The organism is Parabacteroides faecis (assembly GCF_014647375.1).
Lineage (GTDB): Bacteria > Bacteroidota > Bacteroidia > Bacteroidales > Tannerellaceae > Parabacteroides > Parabacteroides faecis.
The window spans coordinates 81849-108101 of sequence record NZ_BMPB01000011.1 but is presented as its reverse complement, the minus strand read 5'-3'; the positions used below and the strand labels follow the sequence as shown (position 1 = coordinate 108101).

General features: G+C 38.1%; 23 protein-coding genes and 1 pseudogene. 2 read left to right on the top strand and 22 right to left on the bottom strand.

The annotated features are described in order from the left end of the window. Window positions 1-25: 25 nt before the first annotated feature. From IEY67_RS16650 to IEY67_RS16615, 8 genes are all read right to left on the bottom strand, one after another. Window positions 26-1822 (bottom strand): hypothetical protein, encoded by a 1797-nt coding sequence (locus IEY67_RS16650; protein WP_183671839.1) that lies wholly within the window; start codon window positions 1820-1822, stop codon window positions 26-28. A gap of 27 nt (window positions 1823-1849) precedes the next feature. Continuing rightward, the gene (locus tag IEY67_RS16645) at window positions 1850-2506 is read right to left on the bottom strand and encodes a hypothetical protein (RefSeq protein WP_229801101.1); all 657 of its coding nucleotides are present in this window, start codon (window positions 2504-2506) and stop codon (window positions 1850-1852) included. Further along, window positions 2503-4896: a GumC family protein gene (locus tag IEY67_RS16640; RefSeq protein WP_183671840.1), complete on the bottom strand. Its 2394-nt coding sequence runs from the start codon at window positions 4894-4896 to the stop codon at window positions 2503-2505. The genes IEY67_RS16645 and IEY67_RS16640 overlap by 4 nt, the downstream gene beginning before the upstream one ends. An 18-nt stretch (window positions 4897-4914) precedes the next feature. Further along, complete coding sequence (locus IEY67_RS16635; protein ID WP_122357245.1) at window positions 4915-5700, bottom strand: polysaccharide biosynthesis/export family protein; 786 nt, start codon at window positions 5698-5700, stop codon at window positions 4915-4917. Window positions 5701-5771: 71 nt separating this feature from the next. Beyond that, window positions 5772-6179, bottom strand: a complete 408-nt coding sequence (locus tag IEY67_RS16630) for a lipocalin-like domain-containing protein (RefSeq protein ID WP_183671841.1) — start codon at window positions 6177-6179, stop codon at window positions 5772-5774. Then, complete coding sequence (locus IEY67_RS16625) at window positions 6170-7630, bottom strand: capsule assembly Wzi family protein (protein WP_183671842.1); 1461 nt, start codon at window positions 7628-7630, stop codon at window positions 6170-6172. Before IEY67_RS16625 ends, IEY67_RS16630 begins: the two co-directional genes overlap by 10 nt. Window positions 7631-7793: 163 nt before the next feature. Continuing rightward, the gene (locus IEY67_RS16620) at window positions 7794-8318 is read right to left on the bottom strand and encodes a hypothetical protein (RefSeq protein ID WP_183671843.1); all 525 of its coding nucleotides are present in this window, start codon (window positions 8316-8318) and stop codon (window positions 7794-7796) included. A gap of 791 nt (window positions 8319-9109) precedes the next feature. Continuing rightward, window positions 9110-9334, bottom strand: coding sequence for a DUF4248 domain-containing protein (locus IEY67_RS16615; protein WP_183671844.1), 225 nt, complete (start codon window positions 9332-9334; stop codon window positions 9110-9112). Window positions 9335-9556: 222 nt separating this feature from the next. Here IEY67_RS16615 and IEY67_RS16610 point away from each other — a divergent pair, with 222 nt between their 5' ends. Together IEY67_RS16610 and IEY67_RS16605 are read left to right on the top strand one after the other, a co-directional pair. Next, on the top strand, window positions 9557-10000 hold the full coding sequence (locus tag IEY67_RS16610; RefSeq protein ID WP_122357375.1) for an HU family DNA-binding protein: 444 nt from the start codon (window positions 9557-9559) through the stop codon (window positions 9998-10000). 20 nt (window positions 10001-10020) lie between these two features. Next, window positions 10021-10214: pseudogene (locus tag IEY67_RS16605) on the top strand (glucosaminidase domain-containing protein); the annotation flags it as partial. 210 nt (window positions 10215-10424) lie between these two features. Here IEY67_RS16605 and IEY67_RS25210 read toward each other — a convergent pair. The 14 genes from IEY67_RS25210 to IEY67_RS16535 form a co-directional block, all read right to left on the bottom strand. Next, window positions 10425-10541 (bottom strand): nucleotidyltransferase domain-containing protein, encoded by a 117-nt coding sequence (locus IEY67_RS25210; RefSeq protein WP_229801112.1) that lies wholly within the window; start codon window positions 10539-10541, stop codon window positions 10425-10427. A gap of 95 nt (window positions 10542-10636) precedes the next feature. Next, on the bottom strand, window positions 10637-11791 hold the full coding sequence (gene wecB, locus IEY67_RS16595) for a non-hydrolyzing UDP-N-acetylglucosamine 2-epimerase (protein ID WP_183671845.1): 1155 nt from the start codon (window positions 11789-11791) through the stop codon (window positions 10637-10639). 6 nt (window positions 11792-11797) lie between these two features. Continuing rightward, window positions 11798-13018 carry a glycosyltransferase family 4 protein gene (locus IEY67_RS16590; protein WP_183671846.1) on the bottom strand — a complete coding sequence of 407 codons (1221 nt, stop codon included), beginning with the start codon at window positions 13016-13018 and terminating at the stop codon, window positions 11798-11800. Between the two features lie 9 nt (window positions 13019-13027). After that, window positions 13028-14497: an alginate lyase family protein gene (locus tag IEY67_RS16585; protein ID WP_229801100.1), complete on the bottom strand. Its 1470-nt coding sequence runs from the start codon at window positions 14495-14497 to the stop codon at window positions 13028-13030. Window positions 14498-14784: 287 nt separating this feature from the next. Then, window positions 14785-15750, bottom strand: a complete 966-nt coding sequence (locus tag IEY67_RS16580; protein ID WP_183671847.1) for a glycosyltransferase family 1 protein — start codon at window positions 15748-15750, stop codon at window positions 14785-14787. A gap of 18 nt (window positions 15751-15768) precedes the next feature. Then, entirely contained in the window at window positions 15769-16503 is a 735-nt protein-coding gene (locus IEY67_RS16575) for a glycosyltransferase family 32 protein (protein WP_122357362.1), read from the bottom strand. A gap of 1 nt (window position 16504) precedes the next feature. Next, a complete protein-coding gene (locus tag IEY67_RS16570) occupies window positions 16505-17623 on the bottom strand; it encodes an EpsG family protein (RefSeq protein WP_183671848.1) in 1119 nt (372 codons plus the stop codon). Window positions 17624-17734: 111 nt separating this feature from the next. Then, window positions 17735-18700 (bottom strand): glycosyltransferase family 2 protein, encoded by a 966-nt coding sequence (locus IEY67_RS16565; protein WP_183671849.1) that lies wholly within the window; start codon window positions 18698-18700, stop codon window positions 17735-17737. Window positions 18701-18710: 10 nt separating this feature from the next. Further along, on the bottom strand, window positions 18711-19847 hold the full coding sequence (locus IEY67_RS16560; protein ID WP_183671850.1) for a polysaccharide pyruvyl transferase family protein: 1137 nt from the start codon (window positions 19845-19847) through the stop codon (window positions 18711-18713). After that, window positions 19844-21091, bottom strand: a complete 1248-nt coding sequence (locus IEY67_RS16555; protein ID WP_183671851.1) for a Coenzyme F420 hydrogenase/dehydrogenase, beta subunit C-terminal domain — start codon at window positions 21089-21091, stop codon at window positions 19844-19846. Before IEY67_RS16555 ends, IEY67_RS16560 begins: the two co-directional genes overlap by 4 nt. Then, window positions 21088-22608 carry an oligosaccharide flippase family protein gene (locus tag IEY67_RS16550; RefSeq protein WP_183671852.1) on the bottom strand — a complete coding sequence of 507 codons (1521 nt, stop codon included), beginning with the start codon at window positions 22606-22608 and terminating at the stop codon, window positions 21088-21090. Before IEY67_RS16550 ends, IEY67_RS16555 begins: the two co-directional genes overlap by 4 nt. 68 nt (window positions 22609-22676) lie before the next feature. Further along, window positions 22677-23882, bottom strand: a complete 1206-nt coding sequence (gene wecC / locus IEY67_RS16545) for a UDP-N-acetyl-D-mannosamine dehydrogenase (RefSeq protein ID WP_122375987.1) — start codon at window positions 23880-23882, stop codon at window positions 22677-22679. Between the two features lie 80 nt (window positions 23883-23962). Then, entirely contained in the window at window positions 23963-25075 is a 1113-nt protein-coding gene (locus IEY67_RS16540) for an MraY family glycosyltransferase (protein ID WP_122375988.1), read from the bottom strand. Window positions 25076-25605: 530 nt separating this feature from the next. Further along, window positions 25606-26094, bottom strand: coding sequence for a Dps family protein (locus IEY67_RS16535; RefSeq protein ID WP_122356543.1), 489 nt, complete (start codon window positions 26092-26094; stop codon window positions 25606-25608). Window positions 26095-26253: the final 159 nt, after the last annotated feature.

Sequence of the window (26253 nt, the reverse complement as noted above, 5' to 3'; positions counted from 1 at the left end):
GGTTTCCCTATACTTTATTTCCAAATCAGTAACTTTCCGATGGAGATACAACGATTGAATATTCAGGACCGTAACCAGCACCCTTTTCATTGATCGCATAGGCACGGATATAATATACCCCCGGAGACAATTCTCCGAGCGTTGCCGTAAAGTCATTATCCGCCTGCACACTATCATCCCAGATGTCCGGTTCACCGACTGTATTCCAACAGAATCCCCACTTGCTTATATTCCCTCCGCCGTTATCCAATAACCTCGAACGATATGTATATGTTGCAGCATTCAAGACTTCGATCTCCCCTACTTCCGGAACCTTACGTGTATCCAGTACCAGCGTACGACTATATCCCGTACCGACTTTATTACTCGCATAAGCCCTTATGTAATAAACCCCTGGATACATTGTCCCCATAACGGCCGTAAAATCTTCATCTGCATCCAGCAGGTAATCCGAAACATCCGGATAGTCATGTGTACTCCAGCAAAAACCATTGGCTGTTATTTTACTGCCGCCCACATTAAGTATCGAACATTGTATCCGGTTGGTTTCCCAATCAATGATACGGACTCTATCCAGAACAGGAATCGTCAGGACATGAATCGAAACGCTCAACTCTTCACCATAACCAACCCCCGCCTTATTAACGGCATAGGCACGGATATAATAGGTACCCGATTCCATTTCAGATATCATGGCCGTAAAATCTTCGTCAGCCACTACAACATGATCTCCAACCGATGGATTTCCTGTCATGTTCCAACAGAAACCTTTTTCCGTTATCTCACTTCCACCGTCGGTCACCAGTACAGAACGGAAGACATTGTTCTCCGGATCGATACGTACTACGGTACCCACAATCGGCAGCGATACGATACTGACCGCCAGTTCCTCACTATAACCTATCCCAAACGCATTCTCAGCAAATGCACGCACATAATAAAGCGTATTAGATTTCAAATTCGTCAGCATGCCAGTAAAATCATCGCTCACTATTTCTTTTTCATCCTCCACAGTCGGCATGCCGGTTGTATTCCAACAAAACCCCCTCGAAATAATTTCAGCGCCTCCGATATCCTCCAGCGTAGCACAGAATTCCTTCTTCAACGAATCCAATAACTGAATACCGCTGATTCTGGGTAGCGTTTTACCCGTGTGAATCGTTATCTCTGGGCTGTAAGCTAAATATGAGCTGTCGTTCAATGCAAAAGCACGAAGATAATAGGTTGTGTTCTCCTGCAGGTCCGGGATGGAAACAGTAAACGCAGTCTCCTCCCCTTCCGCTTCCTGCTTCCGGTCATCTATCGTCGGACTGCCTTCCGTATTCCAGCAAACACCTTTCGAGAGTAAGTTATGACCCGTTCCATCTATTCCATCATCTTTCACCCTGAAAGTGAAAAGATTAGCTACCTCCCCGTCTACCTGCAAATCTGAAAGCAACGGATCACCATACAACAACGTATTAAAACTGCCCGGCTCACCCATTAGACGGTCTGTCCCATTACCTGCATACAAACAATATTCGTACGACGCATCCGGCTCGAGCCCCTCCAACAATACCTGCAAACCATACGACAAAGAATCCTGGCAAGCAACCTCCGAAGCATGCTCCCGGTCACCAGTCTTCCACCACAGGAACCCCGTCTCTTTCAACGCAGCCTGACTCGTCACACGAGCTTTCAACCGGACATACGTTCGTCCTATATGCAGTGGTTCTTCCAGCTGCATCCCTATCGATACAGCTGCAGGCTCAGCATCCTTTTCACAACTTCCCAACATCAATACGACAGGAAGAAAAAACAATATATACTTCAATAGATTCATGGATTCTTCTGTTTTTCCGTTCATCGATTAAAAAATAACTCCTATTCCCAGATTCCCTTCCAGGTACTTAAAACTGTTCGTCTGTAAACCGAGTGAAAACACCATCGGACCGACTGACAGAATACACCCGGCTTCTGCTTCCATACCTTCTACCGAATGATCCTTGTTCTTCCCCCACTTGCCTCCAACAGTTTCCCAAACCAGCGTACGGCTTCCATATCCAACCCCGGCATACAGGTAAAATGGTTTCCAAAGGCGTTGCACGATCCCCCCCGTAACAGCCCAGCGGCTTTTCTCCGCCTTTCCTGTGTACCACTGAACCTGTCCATCCTCATCCGACACACCTCCGTCATCGCAGTCGAAATCTCCTGAATGAGTGTTACTGAAACTATATTTAGCCTTTATATATCCGCCCGTACGCTTCATCGCCGCAACCATCAAACCATATGACATCTGAGAAGAGCGGAATCCCATCACAGGCATCACCATCACGCGAGGTCTGTCAGGCTTTTTATGCGTGGACAATAACTGCACATAGTTTTCCAGACGTGCCTGCATCTGTTGCTCCCGGGAAAACTGTTGTAATGTATCGGCGGACACATTCTCCGCATGCTGTCCGTAAGCTGCAGACACACAGGCCACCCACAACAGGCAGATCAACATTTGTCGAATTATTTTCTTCATTTTTTACCTTTTTGAGATTTTTCGTTTCCGTAACCATAACCGTACCCGTAGCCATAACCATAGCCGTAACCATAACCGGCACGTTTCATATTGATACCGTTCAGGATTACCGCCATATTGTGGAATTTTTCCTGTTTATACAGTTTTTCTACTTCAGGCAGCTGGCGACGGTCCATCAGGCCGGCACGAATCACATAAATCGTCAGATCGGCCACACGATTCACAATCGTAGCATCCGCTACCATACCGGCAGGCACATTATCCAGGATCACATAATCATAACGGTCACGCAAAGCCTTTACCAACTCTTCCAGACGGTTGCTTAAAAGTAACTCCGAAGGATTAGGCGGTACAGGTCCTGCATGAATCACATCCAAACGATCGTTGAGACCCGAAGAAGCGATAATTTTATCCACATCTTCCACCCTTCCCGACAAATAATGCGTCAGTCCCGCATTAGCGTGACTAATGCGGGCGCTAAGGGTACCCTTACGAATATCGGTATCGACCAAGATTACCTTCTTATTCGTAAGAACGAGACTCATAGCCAGATTCATCGACACGAATGTCTTTCCTGCACCCGGATTCGAAGAGGTAAACATCACTACTTTCAGGTCCTTTGCTTTTACACGCATAAATTCCATGTTCGTCCGGACAATACGGAATGCCTCAGAGACACCGTCGCGACCATTTTCATGCACTAATATCTCACTCTTGTCTTTCCTGCTACGCGAAGGTATCTCACCCAGGAAGGGGATGGAGAGGTTATCTTCCACATCTTTCCTTGAACATACTGTAGTGTTCATCGTCAACTGTATCCAAAGAATACCGGAAGGAATCGCCATGCCTAACACACAGGCGGCTAAAAGAACCAGCATCGATTTAGGGGCCACCGGTTTCTCACTTCCCTGTGCCGGGTCAATGATGCGGGCATTACTCTCCGTAATCGCCTGCGACAATGCATTCTCCTCCCGCTTATTCAGGAGGTAAAGGTAAAGTTCCTCCTTGATCTTCTGCTGGCGTTCCACCGATAGCACATACTTTTGCTGAGTCGGGACAGCGGCAATACGACGGGTCGTCTGTGCTTCACGTTCACGTATATTCTTTATTTTTATATTCAACCCCACGATCAGGTTATCTACCGCCCGTATAATTGTCTGTTTCATCGCACTTAGCGAATTGTTCAGGTCCATCACAACCGGATTCTTATTACTGCTATTACCGATCAACTTATCCCGTTTCAGAAGTAAGGCGTTATATTCCGATATCTGACTTTCTACATTTGCGTCCGAGATACCCGTATTAGCAGGGATCAGATCAGCCCCTTTATGTGGGTCTGTCAGATATTCCCGGATATATTTTGCCAACGTTAGTTGGTTCTCCAGACCAAGCCCTTCCTGGCTATACTGGCTACCTTCCTGCAGGTATAGACCTGCTTCCGAATGAATATCCGTCAACTGGTTCTCCCTTTTGAAGACTTCGATCTCTGCATCCACACTTCCCAGTTCTTTTTCGATGATGATCAAGCGGTCGTTAATAAAATTCGATGTGTTGACCATCACCTGGTTCTTATCGCTTATCGCATCCTCGTTATAAATTGCGATCAGAGTATTAAGAACATCTTCCGCACGGGAAACGGAGGCATCCTGCAGAGAAAGATTCAAGATAGTAGCGGTCTTACTGGCCAATGCGACCTGCAAGGCTTCATTATAATTTAGTGCAACCCGGTCCCGACTGCTTTTGGTGACCGTTATCTCACTTCCATAATAAAGATCTGTGTAATACAAGCTCGGAGTTACCACCACTTTCCCGATAGGTGTCGATACCGTATCGTTCAACGCCACTGTCAGCGTTTGGTCTTCCAGGGTTTGCCCCTCTTCCTCCAGTTCTTCGGAGGTAAAACCAGACAAGCTTACCTCCTTATCCGATACAGGTACTACCGTCAATCCGATTTCCAAATTTTCATTTATCTCCGGAAAACGAACCACCACCGGTGAATGGCTGTACAACTCCACTGTACGCAACCCTTCACGGATACTGTAACTGATATCCAGATCCAAACGTTTAACAACTGATTTCATCAACTGTTTCGACTTGAAGACCAGCAGTTCATTATCCACACTTCTTTTCATATTGAACATATTCAAATCTTCAAAGACGGCAGCCTCACTGGCTGCGCCTCCTCCCTTCGTATCGTCCTTGATCAGTACCGTTGCCGTACGCTGATAAATTTTCGGTGCCCACCCCAGGTAAAGTACCGCTATCGCACAACAGACCACTACCGACAATAGATACCAATACCAGTTCGCACGTACAACCCGGTAGATATCAATCAGATTCAACTCATTTTCCTCTGCACGAAGCATATTTGTTTCTTGTTCGGGATTCATCGTTCTTATACTCCTTTGTTATTTGAATATTAATACTGCAACTGTAGTCAGCAGGGATACAACCGATACCCACACACCTACCGTATTGTTCTGGTTGATGCCGCTTTGCCCCGCTTTTGCCTTGTTCGGTTCCACATACACGATGTCGTTCTGCTGGAGATAATAGCAAGGCGAATCGAAGATATCCGCCGAACGGAGGTCATGAAACAGGATCGTACGTTTGCCGTTATTCTCACGGATCACAGCCACACGATCGCGACGACCGTAAATCGTAAGGTCGCCAGCCATACTCAAAGCCTCCAGTAGCGTGATACGGTCACCCGATACGGTAAAACTCCCCGGACGACTTACTTCTCCGATAACAGAGACTTTAAAGTTCAGGAACTGCACCGTTACAATCGGGTCCTTGATCAAGTCCTCGTCTATCAATCGTTTCTTGATCAATTCTGTCAGCTGCATACGGCTAAGACCCGAAGCATGTATCTTGCCCAGGATCGGGAAATCGACATCCCCATAGCGGTCCACCAGATATCCCAGCACACGCTGTTGACCGGTCGTACCATTATTTGTCCCTAACTGATAAGTTACCATCGGCATATTAAAGGGTAATGCCAGTTCCGGGTCACGACTGTTCACCATGATTGCCAGCAAATCATCCTCATGGATGATCGGTTCGTATATCTGTTCGATATTTCCCTGACGAAAAGGTTCCACATCCTGCATGTAAATAATGTTTTTAGGTGACGCACAAGAGCTCAGTATCACCACAAGCAAAGCCCAAAAGGACTGTTTGTACAAGTTCATTTTCATATTTTATTTGTTTTTATTGATATTTCGATTCAGAAAAAGATGGGATATTTCTGACAAATTTCAAATCAGAACTTTCTGAACTCCAACCGAGCAAAGTCCGATTGTAAGATCAGGTGTTTCGACGTTAATTCTTTTACACCAAAACGTTGCTCCGTCCCATTCATGCCGAAAGGCAATAGATCTTCAATTTTACTGATGGGCATTTCGACAAACAATGAATCCCCGGTATATTCCATATTCCCAGTCTGGCTCGTAACACCTACTTGCATCAAGTTGATCGTATGTAAAGCCACACTATAATATGCTCGTTCCGGTGTTTCTTCTTCTCCGGAAGCATATTCTATTTTTAGGATCTGCCAACGGCCATCCAAGTCTCCGTTGATCGGTGTTTTTCCGCAAGCACTGACTATCAGAACTAACAGTACTGCTATTATATACCATTTCATTATATTCATTGAATTCATCATATCCATCCCGTTTTTCTGATTGTCAGCATTCCTCCGGCACTTTTACCAAGCATTCCGCCTCTATCAACACCAAGCGATGCTGTAAAGTCCCAGCCTTTCAACTGATGGGGCGTATAAGTTAATTCGACCAACGCATTTCCATTCTTTTTGATCTCATAAAAAGGTAAACCATACGTTCCCCAGTTGCGGGTAAACGACAATAGAATACGATACTGCAAATCGCTTGCTGGATTCCCCATGATCCCCAAATGATGTCCTTGCATACGTGAACTCTTAAAACTGATGTCTCCATCCTCATTATAAACAGGAGACATCACTAAAGGATTTCCGATACCCATTCCCCAATGCTGCCAACCAGTATAAATACTATGATTATAATAATTATCAGATCCACTTACTTGCTCCGGTATCTCCGGCGTATGATCCCAATAGACAGCACCAGTCTGATCCTTTGTTGAAATATATTCGTAAACAAAACTGCTAACAATTGGATTTTTAGGGAACGTTATTTCTATTCCTGCCAGACAATCTTTCCAGCCATATTCCCCGAACATTTGTGAGTGATCTTCAAAATAATGTTCATAATAAGGGCGAACCGTCCAGTCCTGTGGAGCATACCAGGTGAGTGAAAAATTCCAACTACCTAAATGGTTGCCATATACATTAAGTTGTTCCCCCATTGGCGTATCACTACCACCTCCACTCGGAATAAACACTTTAAAGAAATCCTTTATCCCATTCGGCATATCGATCTTTTCATTCCCAATAAATGCATTCCCTCCGAACTGAGCAGCCATTTCCAGCCCTCCTTCAAAGATCAGTGGAAACTTTTCCTGATTACCGATTTTCACGTATAAATCTTTGGAATGATAAAGCACATGTTCCGTATATTTATTTCCCGGAGCTACAAAATCCTTCTGCCAACCATCATCCGTAAACATGCCATAAGCAACATGCCCTTTGAAGGCCAGCCACCCTTTTGTCCCCGGTACAACGGTATATTCCGGAATACCGATACGCACTTGCGGAATGGGACGAGCATTCCCCGAAAACGTCAATCCCCCGCTACTCAAAAGCGGATTATTAAATTCACTATACCGTTCCTTGCTGCCGATACTCAGTCCCAGGCAACGATATTTCAAATCGGCATATAATTGCTGGATAATGAATGTCGACGTAAAATTATAGGCTACAGCCAGATCCACCCCGAAAGCATACGAAAAGCGTTTATCCTCTTCCATCTCCCGGAAAATCCCTGCACGCAGATAACCGTTATTCTTTTCGATAGACGAAAGCCCTTGTTTGTTCGCAGTCAGCCAGAAAGGCGTATGTTCCCCTCCGCTAAAGCCGATCCCGGTCTCTGTCCGGTAATTCAGTTTTTTAGTAAACTGAGCATACGTATTCCAGGGAAGCAATAAAATACCTCCCCCAATAATTAGTTTAGATATAAATTTCATTTATTATTTGATTAGAAATAATTGAACCCAAATGCCGTAACTGTTCACGGCGTTTGGCAATATGAATAAGGATGGCGAGGCGTTTCTTTTCATTTTCGGAAACAGTTTCCAATCACTGTTTCTTCCACCTGGCGTACAGATTCTATTGCTTCCATAATCGTCATTAGTTAGGTAAGTTTGTAGAATCCTGCATGCTTCGTCCTCCCATCTTCGCTTCGGCTTCCGCCATTTGGGCTGCCGCTGAACTTTTAAGGACGTCAGTCTTTTCCTTTCTTCCGGTTTCCGGTTCGGTAGGTACAAAAGTAAATTCATCGTAACCGGTCAGACAGATGCGGCTTCCACCGATGACATGCTGAAGGGATACCAGTCCAAGATAGTTCATTCTCTTTAATAAGCGGCTCAGTGTACTGGCACTTATATCCATCCATTTTGCCAGGGTGGCTTGTTTTCCGATGAATTCTCCTCTGCGGCAGATATAAGTCCTTTTATTTACAGTACAAAACCCGTCAGTGTGATAACAAAGACCGAATAGCAAGAGGTGCAGATGAGCTACCTGGCGGTCGATAATGTTGTTACTTTGCATCCGTTTAAACATCGAACGGGGTGTCTTGATAAAAGTTTGTCCGAGAAGGTCCCTAATAGAAGAATCTTTCGTAAGTAATTCATTTTCAATCTTTTTCTTTTTCATAACAATACAATTTAAAAGTGAAAAATTACTGAAATCGAAAATGAAATTAGTTTGTTGTTCTTAGTTTTCTGAAAATGAGCGATATAGGCTATGCGGTGAAATCGTTTTGTCCTAAGGTCTGCAAGGCTATATAAATATAGAAAGAACTTTTTATAAAGATATATAAGCCTCCGGCATTTTTTCAGATTACAGCAAAACAAAGAACTTACTTCATTTAATCTCTCTGCAAAGGTAGATATGAACATCTCCGGATTATAGTACCAATTTTACCCGTTCTGTATTTCTTAGAATGCTGTTTCACAGCGGGTTAATAAATATTATTTTTTGTCTGTTGATTTGACTTTGTTTTTTAATGTTTTTATAAACTCTTGTATTTCAGTGTAATAGTCCGAGTATTTATCGAATAGTTTCATGTTTTTGCAAACGGTACTCGCTGCATACTTAAATATGAAAAACGGATTTATAAATTCAGCGATCTTCTTGTATGAATAATCACCGAACAGACCGTTCTGCTTCAGTCCGGCAAAAAGTGAGATCATAAAAGCCACATACTCTTCAGGAACATGTTCGTTGTTCTTTTTTTTTATTCGTATTAATCGGTTTACGCATAATCTTTTTAGTATCATGCTGTAAAACAACATTCTATGCTAACTAAACCGATCTCCTTTTCCTTGAAGCATATATCTTTCACCTTTAAAAGTCCCTTATTTCATCTTCAAAACATATATCTTTCGCATCCAAAATAAGGGACTTTCAAATTTTCAATCTTCAATTCTCCATTTTCAATTCAATCACGGTTCCCCTAAAAAATCGACAATCACCCCAACCTGTTTCGGTGTCAGTTTCCGTTGTCGTTCGCAGAACCCGGCTGCTCTTAATGTTTTGACTAGCTTTTCGTTTCTCACCACCCAGCGGTGCAGTAAACGTGATGTAGAGTTTGGATGCAGATTCGGATTATAACAAAGTGCCAGTTCCGTCCATCCGTAACTGCGGATTTTAAATTTTTCGTCTTCCATTTCCATGTGTATTAATTACCTCTAAGATAAGAAATAAATACCATATAAAGAAATGAAAATCAAGGTTTACGCGTGTTGTTTGTGTATTTATTCTCCCTTATTAAACTCTTTATAACCGGTAACGCCATTTCATGTCGCAGCCGTTTTTCTGGGTTCATATCTTTGTCATGTTATCGATAACCAACCAGTAATTTTCAATTATCAACTTTCAATTAATAAATTATGGCTTTAAGTTTCCACTTAGTAAAACGCCCCGACATGCGCAAAGACGCTGCCGCCGGTTCCAAATTGTTTTATGCACAGGTCCGTTCATTGAAGAAACTCGATTTCAACAAGCTCTGTGATCTGATTGCCGTTCGAAGCACCGCTTTTATCGGTGATGTGATGCTCGTCATCGAAGGTCTTCTTTCCGTCATGGAAGAACGCCTGGAAGAAGGCGATGTAATCCAGATGGGCCGCTTGGGTAACTTCCGTATGGTTGCAGGCAGCAAAGGAACTGAAAACGAAAAGGACTTCAATGTCTCCCTCTTCAACAAGGCTCGTATTGTCTTCTCACCGGGTACCATGCTCAACGAGATCCGCAAAAATGCCAAATATGAAAAGATGGATACCGAAACCGTCACTCCGCCTACAGGAGGTGGTTCGGACCGTCCGGAAATCGAATAGTAACGTATCAATCATCCGTCATGTTAAAACAGGAATTTATCAAACTATACCACTCTCCCGCCCAAAAGGCGGGGGAATGTTTCTGAATCAATCCGGTTGTTATCCTTGCCCAATCGGCCATCGAAACCGGCTGGGGAGAAAGTACACTGCAAAGGAACATAACAATTTCTTCGGTATCACCGCCTACGGACGTCCCAACGCCTTCTGGAAAGGAACCCATAGATATTGCCGGTTACAGTCTGATGGCTGCGAGACTGATCGGTGGTCTGTACAAATTATTTACCGCATGAGTTACAAAGAAAACTACCGACGCATGATTCGCTGCAACAAAGCGACCGGATATGCCATCTATGATTGTCTGTTGGAGGCTTACCGAAAACATGCTGAAAGCATGGACGTCTCCGGAATTACCGACCGGGATATCTCACGGATCAGTAGAATCAAAATCCTCGTTCCTAATCTTATCTTTTTCGATCAAAATTAAAATATCCCAATCTGAATCTTCGCGGGCATCATTCCTCGCCCTAGAACCAAACAGCATAGCCTTCGCATTCGGTGCTACCGTTTGTAAAGTCTTTTTTATTTCAGATAATATGTATTCTCGCGTTTGCTTCATATCACAAAGAAAGATAGTAACTATGTATTTATGAAACAAATTGTCATTGCAAAATGAACAATTCTTTCACAAGCCTTACCATCTCCATAGGGGTTCACAGATTTACTCATTTTATCATAATATCCTTTATCATCCAACAAAGCGGAAACTTCATGTACAATCTTATCATAATCTGTCCCCACCAATTTAACCGTTCCCGCTTCCAGAGCCTCAGGACGTTCGGTTGTATCACGCATAACCAATACCGGTTTACCTAATCCCGGAGCCTCTTCTTGTATTCCACCGCTATCGGTAAGCACAATGGTCGATTTTTCCATCAGGTAAACAAACGGCAAGTATTCCAACGGTTCAATGAAAAACATATTCTGCAAATCCGAATTTCCGAAAACCTCATGAATCGGTTTACGCACGTTCGGATTCAGATGCATCGGATAAACAAAATCCGTTTCCGGATACTTCTCCGCCAATGCCTTGATAGCTTTACACATTTGAATGAAACCCTCTCCAAAATTCTCGCGGCGGTGTCCGGTAATAAGAACAAGGCGACGATCCCTGATTTCATATCCGGTAGTTTTTAATTCTTCCGTCAATGCCTTTTGTAACTCTTCATTTCCTTTAATTTTATCGACTACCAGATATAAAGCATCGATCACAGTGTTTCCTGTGATAAGAATAGACTTCTGCTTCACACCTTCATCCAATAAATTTTGACAGCTTAATTGAGTCGGAGAAAAATGATACGTAGCAATCCTCCCCGTTATCAAGCGGTTCATCTCTTCCGGCCAGGGACTATACATGTTATGTGTCCTAAGCCCCGCTTCAACATGCCCCACCGGTATCTGCTGATAGAAAGCAGCCAAAGCAGAAGCCGTCGAAGTAGTCGTATCGCCATGTACCAGTACGAGATCCGGTTGTACTTCTTTGAGTACATCCCGCATGCCGGTAAGGACACGGGCAGTCACATCATATAAATCCTGTCCTTGCTTCATGATATTCAAATCATAATCCGGATGGATTTCAAAAAGATGAAGCACCTGATCCAGCATTTCGCGATGTTGACCAGTCACACAAACCACTGTTTTAAACTGTTCTGGATACTTCTCAAACTCCTTCACCAAGGGAGCCATTTTAATTGCTTCGGGACGGGTCCCGAAGACGAGCATTATTGTTTTCATTGAAAATTATTTTTCACCATTTATTTTTGTAATTATTTGAAGCATTTTGTTTGCCAACAAATTACGATCAAAGTCCAAGGATAATTTCCTACACCCCTCTTTACATTCGTTGTATAAGTTTTTATCCGTCAACAATAAGTCCAACTTTTCACAAAAATCAATTTCAGACTCTGGCTCGAAACATAAACCGGCATGATAAGACTCAATAATCTCGCGAGCCTCACCATTCACTCCCATTAAAATAGGGATTTCCATACCTGCATTTTCAAATATCTTGGAAGGAATAACAGTCGTAAACAGTTCCGATTTCCGCAAATTTATCAAAGCAATATCCAAAATAGAAATATACCTTTTTACTTCTAACTTAAACACAGAATCAAGCATTGTCACATTTTTGAGGTTCATTTTTTCCTTCAAATCCAATAGGTTGCGCTTTTCAGCTCCATCTCCAAGAAAAATAAAATGATAATTATTCTTTCCTTCCATCTTTTTAGCACATTGCAGAATGAAATCCAATTTATGTGCCATCCCATGTGTACCGATGTAGCCGATAATCTTTTTATTTTGTAAACCTAATTCATTCAACAACTGCAGATCTTTAACCTCAGGAACAAAAAGAGATCGGTTCACTCCGTTTTTTACAACTTCTATTTTTGACGAATCAATACCTCTTTCTACCAGCTTTTGTTTAAAAGAATCTGTCACTACTATGATTTTTTGAGCGGAATGATAACAACGTTTTTCCTGCCATTCAAAATATCGAATCAAGATATTGTCATTCATTGCTCCCACTGTCTTAATAGATTCAGGCCATAGATCACGGACTTCCATTATCCAGGGCTTTCCTTTCCAGAAAGACAATGTTCGTCCCGCCAAAGCTGTGAAAAACTGAGGGGAAGTAGCAATAATCAAATCCGTTTTTTGAAATAATCCGGTAATGAAAGCAGAAACAGAGAAACTTATATAATCTAATGTCCGTTTTACAAATCCCTTATTAGCTGTTATATAAGTCCAAACACGAATAATATGTATGCCGTCTATTATCTCACTTTGACAAAACTTATTTTTATATCCTCTATAAACTTTTCCCTGAGGGAAATTAGGGAAACAGGTTATTACTGTAACATCTATTCCATCCAGAACCCACTGTCTACAATGTTCAAACGTTCGAGTTGCCGGAGCATTTACTTCTGGAGGAAAATTATCCGTTAAAAAAAGAATTTTCATTACAATGTACTATAAATATATAAAATACTCCATATGAGAAGTAAATAAACAGCAGATCTTATGTGTACTCAGACGGACATTGTAAGAATTGGATACCTCACACTCTTCTAACCGAATACAGTCAACTCCATTCATTAATATTCTCCCCTGATTTGTATAAACCAAATTATTCTCTACCGACAGAATTTGTACAGAAGGACTAAAAATTATGATATTTATTCCTTGAATAGATGTACTGGCTAATAAGCTATCACTGATTATTATGCAATCTCCTGTTTTACGGAATATTCTTTCATGTTTAACACCTAAATCCTCATATCCATTATGAATAGCCCTCACTTTATCTTCCTCTTCAACTAAAAGAATTATAGTAGCACGCTTTGCAACTCGAAATCCTCCCCAAACTTGACTAGAACTCATATCCTCTAATGTCACTGTATTATGAGCTCTTGTTTCCCGTTCATATTGCCGCCGTTTATTTTTATTATACGTTGAGATTCCCGTATCAACAATAAAAGGCTTACCATCTATCCGAAGTTCATAATTAAATGTATCAGCATGAGCATGACCTGGAATATAATCCGGTCCAATCATACCAACATCCATAGTCAATTCTATTCGGGAAGATGAAAATTTACGATAACCAGATTCTTTTAGAGGGATCTTTACCCAAACTAAACCTAATCGCTGCGCATAAGCGAATATTTCATTTGATGTAGGAGCTATTCCATTTGCCGCATCGTTAAACAACGGTATTGAACCATCCCTAAATATGATTGCCTCCAGCCATCCTAACATTAAAACAGCCTTCTCCTCCAACCAATTTGTAAGTAATATTTGCTTATCAAACCGATGATTATTTTTACTAATATTGATACAATCTAATAAACGATCCAAAAGAATCTCGTGATACATTGGGCTTAATTCATAATGAGCTCCATCAGGCAGAATTTGCTCCTCCAGTTCTTTGAATAACAATTGCTCCGCTTGTCTATAAATTAATTTATCTTCAAAATACAAGGCAGCCCATAACAAAGAAAAAGAATCCTCTAACAAATGATTTCCCAATAAATGGTATTCCAAATTATCCTGCAGAATTTTATATTGGGCATATAGCGAGGCATCCCATATTTTTTTCTCTTCCAATGAAATATTCGAATAATTCAGAGAGATAAATTTAATCCAATTAATGCCTCGCAAAGCAATTGGATAAGGTTCCAAACCATTTCTGTTTAATTTTATCTCATTTATAAATCTATTGATCCAGTAACGTCCAATTTCCAAAGAAGAGTTATCCTGATGAAGAAAGTCCATATAATTTAGATTATAAGACCACAGTTTCCCATATTTCTCATCATTCCAATGAATAAACTTTGATGTCTGATTTAAAAAACAGAAAATATCATCTTTATATAAACTGTTATTTTTAGAAATAAAAGAATAAAAAGATAATGAAATTCCTTTTTGATGTAGTAACAAGGGGTATCTAAATCCGATGTAATGTCTGATCAATTTTCTTATCCGGTATATCACCTGATAAAAAAGTTGACAGAACTTTAAATAACGAAGAGTATAATAATATCTACCTAAATCCATTTATAGTTAATCGATTTATACCTAACAATTTTCTTCAAGAATTATCATATAAGTAAAAGATACTTTTGTTGTATTTATAATGCTATTAATAGAGATCAATGAATCAGCAAATAAGAAAACTTGCTACAACATAGTAAAATTCAACTTAAGATATTAAATTATTTGTGTTATTATCTAAAAATAGTTTTTTTATAAAATTTCAAAATATCAATCTCAAGTAAATCATCAATTTCACACTTCGGTTTAACACCTTCAAGTTCCAAGTGTTGAAATAAAGAAGTTAATTGATCTATATCTCCATGGAGAACCTGATAAACATTTTCAGGTCTGTCTACAACATTTGTAGCAACGACATGTACACCACAGTTTAAAGCTTCATGTATAGAAAGGCTATCACCATCTGTTGACGTATATCTTACAAAACAATCCGATTTCTCTAAAACTGGAATAAAACTATGAGGTTTACTTATCACTAAGATATTTTTTTCTAAATTGCATAACAATTTAGAATAACCACCAGAAGGATCAGATATAATCAATCCCCAGTCAGGATGTTTTCTGAATAAATCCACCAAAATTTTGACACCATAAATTTCTTTACCATATTTATCCAAAGCATAGCTAGAAGCATTAGTACAAACAAGAAAATTTACACATTTTCTCAACTCATTTATCTTATTCAAAATCGATACATCTAAAGTTTCAACATACATATTTGGAATATAAGCACTCATACAAATTGTTTCATTATTATACATAATTGCTCTAAAATAACTTTTCTTATTTATAACAATAGGTATATCCACCAATCGAACAGAAAGATAGTCTATCAAATTATAAAAAGAAGAAAATCGTCCTAAATCACCATGATATGTAATTATAGATTTCGTATTAAATATTTTGCAAATAAGAACAAAAAAAAATCGAAACAAAGGAGAAGATGAATGCAAATGTGCATATTTTGTTATTTTAATGACATTAATAAAACTATACACATTAAATATATTTAAATCATAAAAATCATACAATACATTCACTTTATCCAGCAAAGAAATTAATCGACTTACATGAATAGTAACTCCCCCTATTAATATTGGTTTTCTACCAATAATAAGTAATTCATTTTTCTTATACATAATACAAATTATTATCTACTATAAAAAAGTTCGAAATATTGCAATTTTCATTTTATAATATTGGCAAATAAGATTATGTATAATAAATATAATTTTCTTCCTAATACCTTGTTTTACCCATGACCCCATATAATGATGTATTGTATATGTATTCTTTGTAAATTTCACTTGACTTCCATGCAAAGGACAAAAAAACTCTTGCGGATATATAATAATTGAAGATACTTCCTGTATACCAGAAATATCTTTTAATCCATATTTGCATAATACTTGTGTTGTATATTTTACAATTGTTGTTAAATTACAAGTTCCATCATCATTAATAAATTTCATTCCATCATATAATCTCAATATTTCCCTATAAAAGGCAAGTTCTTTTATTGCTCCAAGACCAAGACCAGGAGCAACTAAAGGCATTCCTCTTCCAGGTTTCCCATCGTATTCACATCCCATAAACGAACCACGAATAATAATCTCATCCATAGGACGAATAATTTCTACATCTGTATCAAAATAAAGTCCACCATAATTATATAAAATCCAAAAACGTGCATAATCACTTACAAATGCATACTTTTTAGCGTTATAGGCTTCTTTTACATATTGAATAATATTTATATCAAAATTCTCCTCATTCCATTCTTTTATTTCATAATCTGGAAGATACTTTTTCCATGAAGCTATACATTTTATCGCTAATGTAGGCAATGGATTATTTCCAAACCAACAATAATGAATAATCTTAGGTATCATATCAATTTGCTTTTAAAATTCGAATCATATTAGTATGTTGAGCATCTTTTATAGAATGCCATTCTTTTTGAAAACTAAAAACATACTGTACTGTATTTGTTTCTGAGAAAAGAATTATTCTGATAAAAAACAAGATAAAAATCAATGATACAACAACAAATCTAGCAAAACATATGCCATTAGAAAATCGTTGCTTATAAAAATAAAATAATGCATAAGTCATCAATATTATTTTAAAACCATTAAAATAATACGTAATTCGCATCATCATTTGACTACTGTGAAAAAGAAATTCACAAAGCACTCCTATTATAAAAAGATCATACATTATATTAAATGTTTTATCTGCAAACATTAATTTCATCTTTTTACTATTGGAAATAATTAACAAGTAAATAAACAAAATCATTATATATCCCAATCCAATAGATGACTCATTATACATTTTATCACCATGATTATCTAAATAACGAGAATATCCCAACCACTCTATCAATAGATCAAAATATTCTACAATTTGTTGCAAAGAAATTATATTTGCCGTAATAAATGAAATTAAAACAAGTACTACTTGCTTGTTTATGTCACTAAACCATTGATCTTTATTATACCATAAAAAATAAAGAGGAAACAAAATTAATGCAGATCGATGAAATAAAGAAGATAATACTATCAATGCACAATAAGAAATTAGTTTTTTGTTAGATATATAATGTATTGAAAAAACGAATATACAAAATGCTATAGTTTGGCGTATTGAATTCATAAAACCAGTCATTGCTATTCCTGTAAATATTAAAACAACAGGCAAAAAAGGCAAAACAAATCTATGTTTTATAAACGATAAGTATAAAAATAAAATCTGGATGAAAGCTAAAATAAAAAAATATCCAAAAGAACCTATATTAAAATAATGAGACAAAGATATTATAAACATAAATGCAGGCTCAAAATCTCCATAATAAGAATTATTACCATATTTAAATATATCCAAATATGCATAATAATCTATTCCAACTCCATAACGCATTCCAAATATAATTGAAAACAATAATACAGGAATAATAATCATCCATTTTTTATGACTATGTACAGCTAAATTAGATGTTACAATCATCATAAATGTCAAACATAAATAAACCAATATTGTCTGTAAAAGTATCATAAAAATATCTACTATATATACTGATAAAATAATAATATATTAATTAAATATCATCCATATCACTTATCATATTAACACTTTATATATTTTTTTTATTATCACAAAAAATGAATAAACAATTTTATAATACCCGATACATGATAAATTTAATGCATACATAAAAAGACTATTCCGGCATTCATATGCTAACATATTTTTTCTATACTTACCACATTTATTTTTAAACTCTACAGACGTAAAAATATTTGCTTTAAACGCTCTACTAACTATCAAATAAGACATATTGCATACACATAGATCAAAACAAGATGTCCCACTTGTCAGTTTTGAAAACTTTTTCAATAGCATTTTGCAATATTCAAAATCATGAATACTATATGTCTTTACTATTGAATTGAGATTTATATCCTGTACATAATGATAATAAGCGTTCGAAATATATGCGATCTTTATGTTATTTTTCAATAATGAGACGTTTGTATAAAGATCTTCACAAAAAGAAAAATTTTCAGGAAATTTCACATTATAGATATTATAGCAGGCTCTCTTTATTAGTTTATTACAGCAGCTTCCATGCAAATGCTGGAAAAGTTCACACATAACTCTTTCATGATCCAAAACTGTCGGTTTTTGATTACAATATATTTGTTTATTACCTGCATTTACAAAGAAATCACATATCAACATATCTGCACCAGATTCTATTGCTTTTATATACAGTTCCTCCAACATATCCGGTTCAACCCAATCGTCAGGATCAGCATGTATGGTGTATTCGCCAACAGCGTTATCCAAACCACATTGCCGAGCACTAGACACTCCACCATTCTCCTTATGGAATACCCGTACACGAGTATCCTTTCTTGCGTATTCATCGCAGATTTCTCCACTACGGTCTGGACTACCATCATCTATCAGTAATATCTCAAAATTAGTGAAGGTCTGCACCAACAGACTATCCACACAACGATATAAATAAGCTTCTGCCTTATAGACAGGAACTATGACTGACACTTTAGGATTTTCAAGCATAATAACTAATCTATTTCAAATTTTCCCGTAAAAAAGCCAAAGAGATATCTTTCATCTCCTCTCTTTTTCTATTCACAACGATCCAATCGATAGGCTTCTCAAGCAAGGAGAGATCCATATCATCAGTAACTAATCGACCCTCTAGACCATACATACGTAATAAGGAATAAAAACGAGCCATCCCACGCCCCTGATTAGCTATCACCAAGAAAGGTTTATTAAAAATTATACTGAACACTGCGCCATGAAAACTATCACACACAACGAAACTGGCATCCATAAATCCCCTCAGCCATTTGGTCACCGGAGGGAACACACATTGATTGATATTTTTCATCGTCTCTCCATTCAAAGGTTGAATCGGCATTACAGTGAAAGGAGATAAATGTAAGTATTCCGCCACCTCATTTACTATCCGATTCTTCGTTTCATTCTTATCCAATATGTAACAAAGCATATTTCCATCACATGAAGATTCATTCTCCTGTTCCACTAAAAACTCGTAATCTTCTTTGTCAAGAAGCATGGTCGGATCAAGTACAGGGATAGCCTTCACGCCCAAGTATTTTGAACATAGCGTTACACCAGACTCCTCACGTACCGATACAGCTTGAAAAGTTTGGACTAATTGCCTGCAACAATCTGTTTCCCGGGAAGAATACTCCCACGTATCCACACCAAAAGAAGCCGCATACGCTACTCTCCGCACATCCATCCCTCTGGTAAAATCAAGAAATGAATGGTATATGTCCACGTTATACTTAGGCCGCCACACTTGATCACTACCCACCACGAATGCCTCTATATGATTTTCTCGCACATAACAGGCAGACTCATTAGCATCAATCATCTTCGTAGAATGCACTAGATATTTGTCAATAAAAGAATCGGTATACCTTGCAATGTGCTTTATTTGACTTGGTTTCGCCACAAACGGATAACGTCGTCCCTTTCCTTTTCCAATCAATTTCAGTAAAAAAGTCTTAACTGCAGAGGCTAACAACTGAAACAATCCGATCTGGCAATTCGGTTGATCCATGGTAACGACCTCATGCCCTATACGGCGTAATACGGTTTGTAACGCATAATTTTGCAGCAATCCTCCATAATTGAAACCTAACGGTTGTGTAATAATACCAATCTTCATGATATTTTTTTCAATTTATCCTTCAATCTATCAAGATGTCCCAACCTTAGCAAAATCACAGACAACAACCTATGGCAACGTTGGCAAAAGGAAATACTTGTCAAACTTGCCACCCGCATTTCTATCGTATTCATCCGGTTTCCATAAAACATATTCCGATATCGATTAAGGTTCACGGAACGAATCAAGGCTGAATTTGCAGCAACCACATCATCAAAAGTAACCTCATAGTTAATAGTTGCAATTTCTCCCCAGATTTCCTTTCCTTTCTCCGTACTCACCATCACCACGCTCACGCCTTTATTGTCATCTATCTCAGGCATCACATTTTGTATTCCCCAAAAATCCCCAATCGTAATATCACTTCCACTCTTCAAACTCTTCGCCGGACAAGCATGACAACTCGGACGTAAATACAAATCTGCCAAGAAGCCTCGCAGGAAAATATTCTTGTTTAAAGGTTCTGAAAGCAAAACTATTTTTTTTTCTCCGTGTCTATTGGACACAGAGATAGTGAGAACAAAACTGAATTTTTTCCAACCTAGGCATTTGTTTCTAAACGAGATGCTCTCAATGCGAGCGTCTCTGCCATTTGATATAGGGTGAGACAAAATTAATTTTTTTCCACCGCACTGGCGTGCGGTTTCCTCCTTCAGATATTCTCGCCATACACCCGGACTCGGAACGCCATGACAAACGAAATCCACCATCAAGAGATTATCATATTCTTTCCTGAGGAAACGTTTCAAACCCGCAATCTGACAAGGAGTACCAGAAAATAGAACCTTACGATCTTTCTTCAAAAACTCTTCTACCTGTGAATAACATTTACCCACTCTACTTTGTACATATTTAGAACCCCGAAAAGCAGATAAACCTTCTATCGTTTCTACATAATCATGGATTACATCCCACTCTTCATTGAATCTGGCACCAAAAACAACACCACCCTTAGCTATTACTTCTTCTGCTAACAACGTAAAAATTCCCCCGGAAGAACTAGCCATACGAACCTCTTCATTCAAATTCTTTGCAGCATAAACTCCTTCCGGCATTCTTGGTTCCCCCTGATTAATTACAGGGCAAACCTTTTCACATAAACTACAATCAATACAAAGCGATGAGTCCACTTTGGGATAAAGAAAACCTTCATCATCCTCTACCATTGTAATACAATGTTTTGGACAGCGTTGTACACAAGCCCAGCAACCACAGCACTTTTCCTTACTATCTATATTAATCATACATTATCCTTTATCAATTTCAGGAATATGCCACTAAATAGCGAACGTTCTGAAGCATTCATAGCCCCAAACCAGGAAAGAGGAAGATAGAATAAAGAAAATAAAACAATACCACCGACTAAACGAGTAATATTTGATATGTCAATATTCATTTTCCATATAAGCAAGAGAGAAAATAATGTTACAATAAGAGGAATAATTGACATTTTTCCTATCTCTTTCCAAAATTTTATAATATCTATACCTTGTTTTCTTTGATAATAAATATTCATTACCACAACTTGTCCTGCCGTAAGGGCTAAAGCCGTTGCAAAAGCACAACCTATGCCACCATAACTTTTTGCCATTGGAATAGATAGTCCCAAACTAGCGATAGCTATGATCACATATAAAATAGATCTAAACTTCATTTCATTACGAGCCTGTAAAATAGTAATTCCAAGATTTTGAATTAATGGAACCGTTAAGGGTATAAAAAATAACAGAGAAATCCAATAAGCATTTTCATACCCTTCGCCTGCCCAAAGTTGAATAAATTGACGACCAAATATTATAAAACCAGTTAATACGAAAGCTATTACAATAAATTGAATACGTCCTGTTCTGATAAATAAATCAGAAATTACTTTTCGATTTTCATTCCGTGTCACCATCGCCATTACTTTAGGTAAAAACAAACCGGAAATAGCGGTAGAAAACATAATATATAGATTATGCAATTGTATAGCTACTGCATAAACGGCAACCACCGCTGCACCCTGAAAAATACCTAAAACAAACTGTCCTGTACTCCAATAGATCCGGTCCATTATAGCATTCAAAAATATCCAGAAAGAATAAATAGACACTTCTTTCAAAAAGTCCCATTTAAAATGAGTAAAGCGTAAGCGGACATGTAGCTTTCTCTTGCAGTAAATCCAATTGATTACTAAAGTGGCAACATTAAAAAAGGTTGTCACGACTACCATTGCCACAGCCTTATAGCCAAACAAAAGCAAAACGATCATTACAATTGGATTCAGAAGAATACGGGCAATATTTATAACTTTTTGGAATACAAAATTTTCATAGGCTGTAATAATAGCTCCCCAAATACTCATAGGAAATGTAAACGCCAGATTAAAAGCCATCAACAACAACATCAACCGTATTTTACCCATCTCATCTACCGTCATATGGGTATCAAACAAACAATCTACATTAGCCACTAACAGTACACCTAAGATAAATGCTAACGCACTAATAAACAGATAGAGCAGAAAAAACATACCGAACATTTCATATTGTTCTTCTTGTTTACCTTCTGCACGATATTTGGCGGTATAGCGGACGATCGCATTACCAAAACCTAAATCCAAAACAGTTAAATAAGCAATTACAGAAGCTGCCAATGAGTAGAGCCCAAACTCAGATTGTCCTAGCATACGCAACATAAATGGCGTATAGAGCAATCCTATTAAAGTATTCAACCCTAAAACCACATAAGAAAGTAAAGCTCCAGCTTTAAGTTGGTCCATTCTCGTATTGGAAGTTCTATATTATACTTAAGCTAAATCTGTTTTGGCTAAATAAAATATTCAGATAATTACCTTTTATAAATACCACAAAAATCTAATATAACCTTACCTTTCGTATAAGGTAATTCTTTAAATGGCTCATGTGCCGTTAAAAACACCACAATATCCGCCTTCTCATAGGCTTCTTTATAATCGGTCAGTTTAAACACTTTGTGCTCTTTCACATTTGGCTCAACAATCAGAATATCCGCATTATTACAGGCTTGCATCACTTTGGTTGTAATATATTTAGCCGGAGATTCACGCAAATCGTCAATATTAGGTTTAAAAGCAAGTCCCATCATAGCAACAACCGGTTTGCGGTGATGCTCTAATTCAAACCTTAATATGGCATTCTGTACCTTTTCGGCACACCAGAAGGATTTGTAATTATTGATTTCTCGTGCTTTGGATATCAATTGCGACTCGTACGGAAATTCGGCTGTGATGAAATAAGGGTCTACAGCAATACAATGCCCTCCTACTCCCGCTCCAGGCTGTAGAATATTGACACGCGGATGCTTGTTGGCTAATTCGATCAGTTCCCATACATTGATACCGGCTTTGTCGCAGATGAGTGAAAGTTCGTTGGCGAAAGCGATCTGCACATCACGGGATGAATTTTCCGTCAATTTACACATTTCTGCCGTTTTACTATTCGTCTTATGCAAGGTTCCCTGTACAAACCGACCATAAAATTGAATGGCCTTTTCCGTCGATTCTTCATTGATTCCTCCAATCACACGATCGTTGTGGACTAATTCATAAATGACATTTCCCGGTAAAACCCGTTCCGGACAATAGGCGATATATATTTTATCTTTCAATTCCGGCCGCTCTGAAAAAATCAGACTTTGCATCTTTTCAGTAGTTCCCACCGGAGATGTTGACTCTATTACATATAAATCTCCTTCCTTCAAATAAGGAAGAACGGAGCGGGTGGCTGCTTCCACATAAGAAATATCCGGTTCGTGATTACCTTTGAACGGAGTGGGCACAACCATAAAATAAGCATCGCTGATTTCAGGTGTGGTAGAAGCTTTCAACAATCCTGCATTTACAACTTCTTGCAAATACTCTTCCATCCCTGGTTCAATAATATGAAGTTTACCTTGGTTTGTCATTTCCACCACACCCGGATTGATATCGACACCTAAAACATTTATTCCATGCTTTGCTGCAATGATAGCTGTGGGAAGTCCAATATATCCCAACCCCATAAAACATGCTTTCATAATTTTTCTGTTTATAAAAAACTTATTTATTCTTATTCTTACAATATTTCAAAATCCAACGATATTCCTAAAAGTCTACATTAAGTAGACTTTTCTGCCAGATGTTTTTTCCGTATCCTGTCAAACCATAGATTAAGGCCTGTCCAAACAAGAATATCAAATCCTATCAGAATATTGTTGTCAATATATGATATCAAACAAATATTCACACCGCTAAATAAGCAAGCCATAATCAATATAAATAACATCGCTTGCCACTGCGTTAACCCCATATCCAATAATTTATGATGAATATGATTCTTATCGGCAACAAATATCCCCTTATGGCTGCGCCAACGTACAAACATAACCCTCATCACATCGAACATAGGGATAATTATTGTTGAAAATGCAACAATGATTGCCCCATCCGAGTAAGGTATAATATCAGGAGCACAAACAGAATAACGGATAATTAAGAAAGATAGGATATAACCTAATGTCAGGCTACCGGTATCCCCCATAAAGATTTTCCGGCATCGTTCGACTTTGCCAAATACATTATAATAGAAAAAAGGGACTAGCACTCCGAACGAAGCAAATGCAAGCATAGCATACATCCATAAATGATTATGAATATACAAGCAACCTAGAATGATCAACGATACACAACTCAAACCTGAAGCCAGGCCATCGATACCATCAATCAGGTTGATCGCATTACATATAAACACAATCAATAAAATAGTCAATGGTATTCCGAGCCAGGGAGTTAATTCATGAATCCCCAAGATGCCATACAGATTGTTTATCCATAAACCGGATAAAGGGATCATGGCGGCTGCTATAATCTGTATAACAAACTTCGAACGATAACGTAACCCCACCAGATCATCTTTTATCCCGGCAAGGAACAGTAATGTTAACCCACAGACCAAAAAATAAAATTCCGGTATGATAAAGCACAACATCTCCTCCGGAATCTCGTAACCGATAAGGTAACGAAGCCCCGTTGTAAAGGATAATGTAAAGAGAATAGAGGGAGCAAAAGAGAGACCTCCTAAACGAGGAATAATGCCCTGATGGACTTTTCTTTCGTCAGGAATGTCAAATAACCGCTTCCGGAAAGCTACAACCAATATCCGCGGTATAATAAAAGAAGAAAGTAGGATCGAAATTATCACCCCTGTGATAATCAACATAATACTAGCCATTTTTCATTGTTTTTAGGGCACAAAAAAGTTCGTCAGTCACAAATCGTAACGACGAAAATGACTAGCAAAAACGATCGTTTTTTTTAGTCATTTTCATGTATCGATAAAATGTTAATTTTAAACTTCTAATTTTGCATTATGGCATGTTTCACAAGGGATGATGATTTTTTAATTTTGTTTATTCAATTTTTTATGCATACTTTTGCGGTGACTAAAAAAAACGATCGTTTAATCTAGCCATTACTCATTATTCAAGAAATAGCCCACATCTCTTATTTTTCCTTATATATAGCTGTTACACAATAAAATAAATATTTCAATCACAGGTTTAAAATTGTAAGAAGATGCAATTTTGGAGTTACTAAAATCCGGTTCAATTACAGGCTTTTCACTATGAAAACAGACCTCACATTTTACATATCAGACGCTGCATAAAATTTTATCTACCCTACACAAAAAAAGAGGCTACCTCACGGTAACCTCTTTCTTAACGCAACGAATGAATTATTAATACTTATACTTATTTCTCATTACTTCTTGCAGTCGCAAGTAGAATAAGCTACTAACATCCAAACCAATTTTTCCTGTTCTTTCAGATAATCGCTCATCAGTGCAACTGTAGCTTCATCTCCTGCTTCCGATGCAAGGGAAAGAAGTTTACGTTCTTCCGCAATAAACTGTCCGTAAGTGTTCAGGACATTTTCCAAAGCCTCATCGCCACAAGAAACACCTGATACTTCTTTTACTCTTGCCACTTTCAGATATTCACTGAATTTGTTTACAGGTACACCACCCAACATCAAAATACGTTCTGCCAGTTCGTCTACCTTTTCGGCTGCATCGTCATACATTTCTTCAAATTTACTGTGAAGTACGAAGAAACCATGTCCTTTAATGTTCCAATGAAATCCGCGCAGGTTTGTATAGAATACCTGGTAATCGGCCAATAACTGCTGTAATGCTTCTACTACTTTGTTTGCTGCTGATGCATCTAAATGCAAATAATCTAATGTTTTCATAATTCTTAATTTTTATATGTTATACGTTTTTGTTTTTCTATACTGCAAAGATACACTAGATATAAACATCTGTCAAACAGATAATTACTATACACTAATAGATAAAATCTATCAAAACAATTTCACCTTATACAAAGATTTAAAGTAATACGCTACATA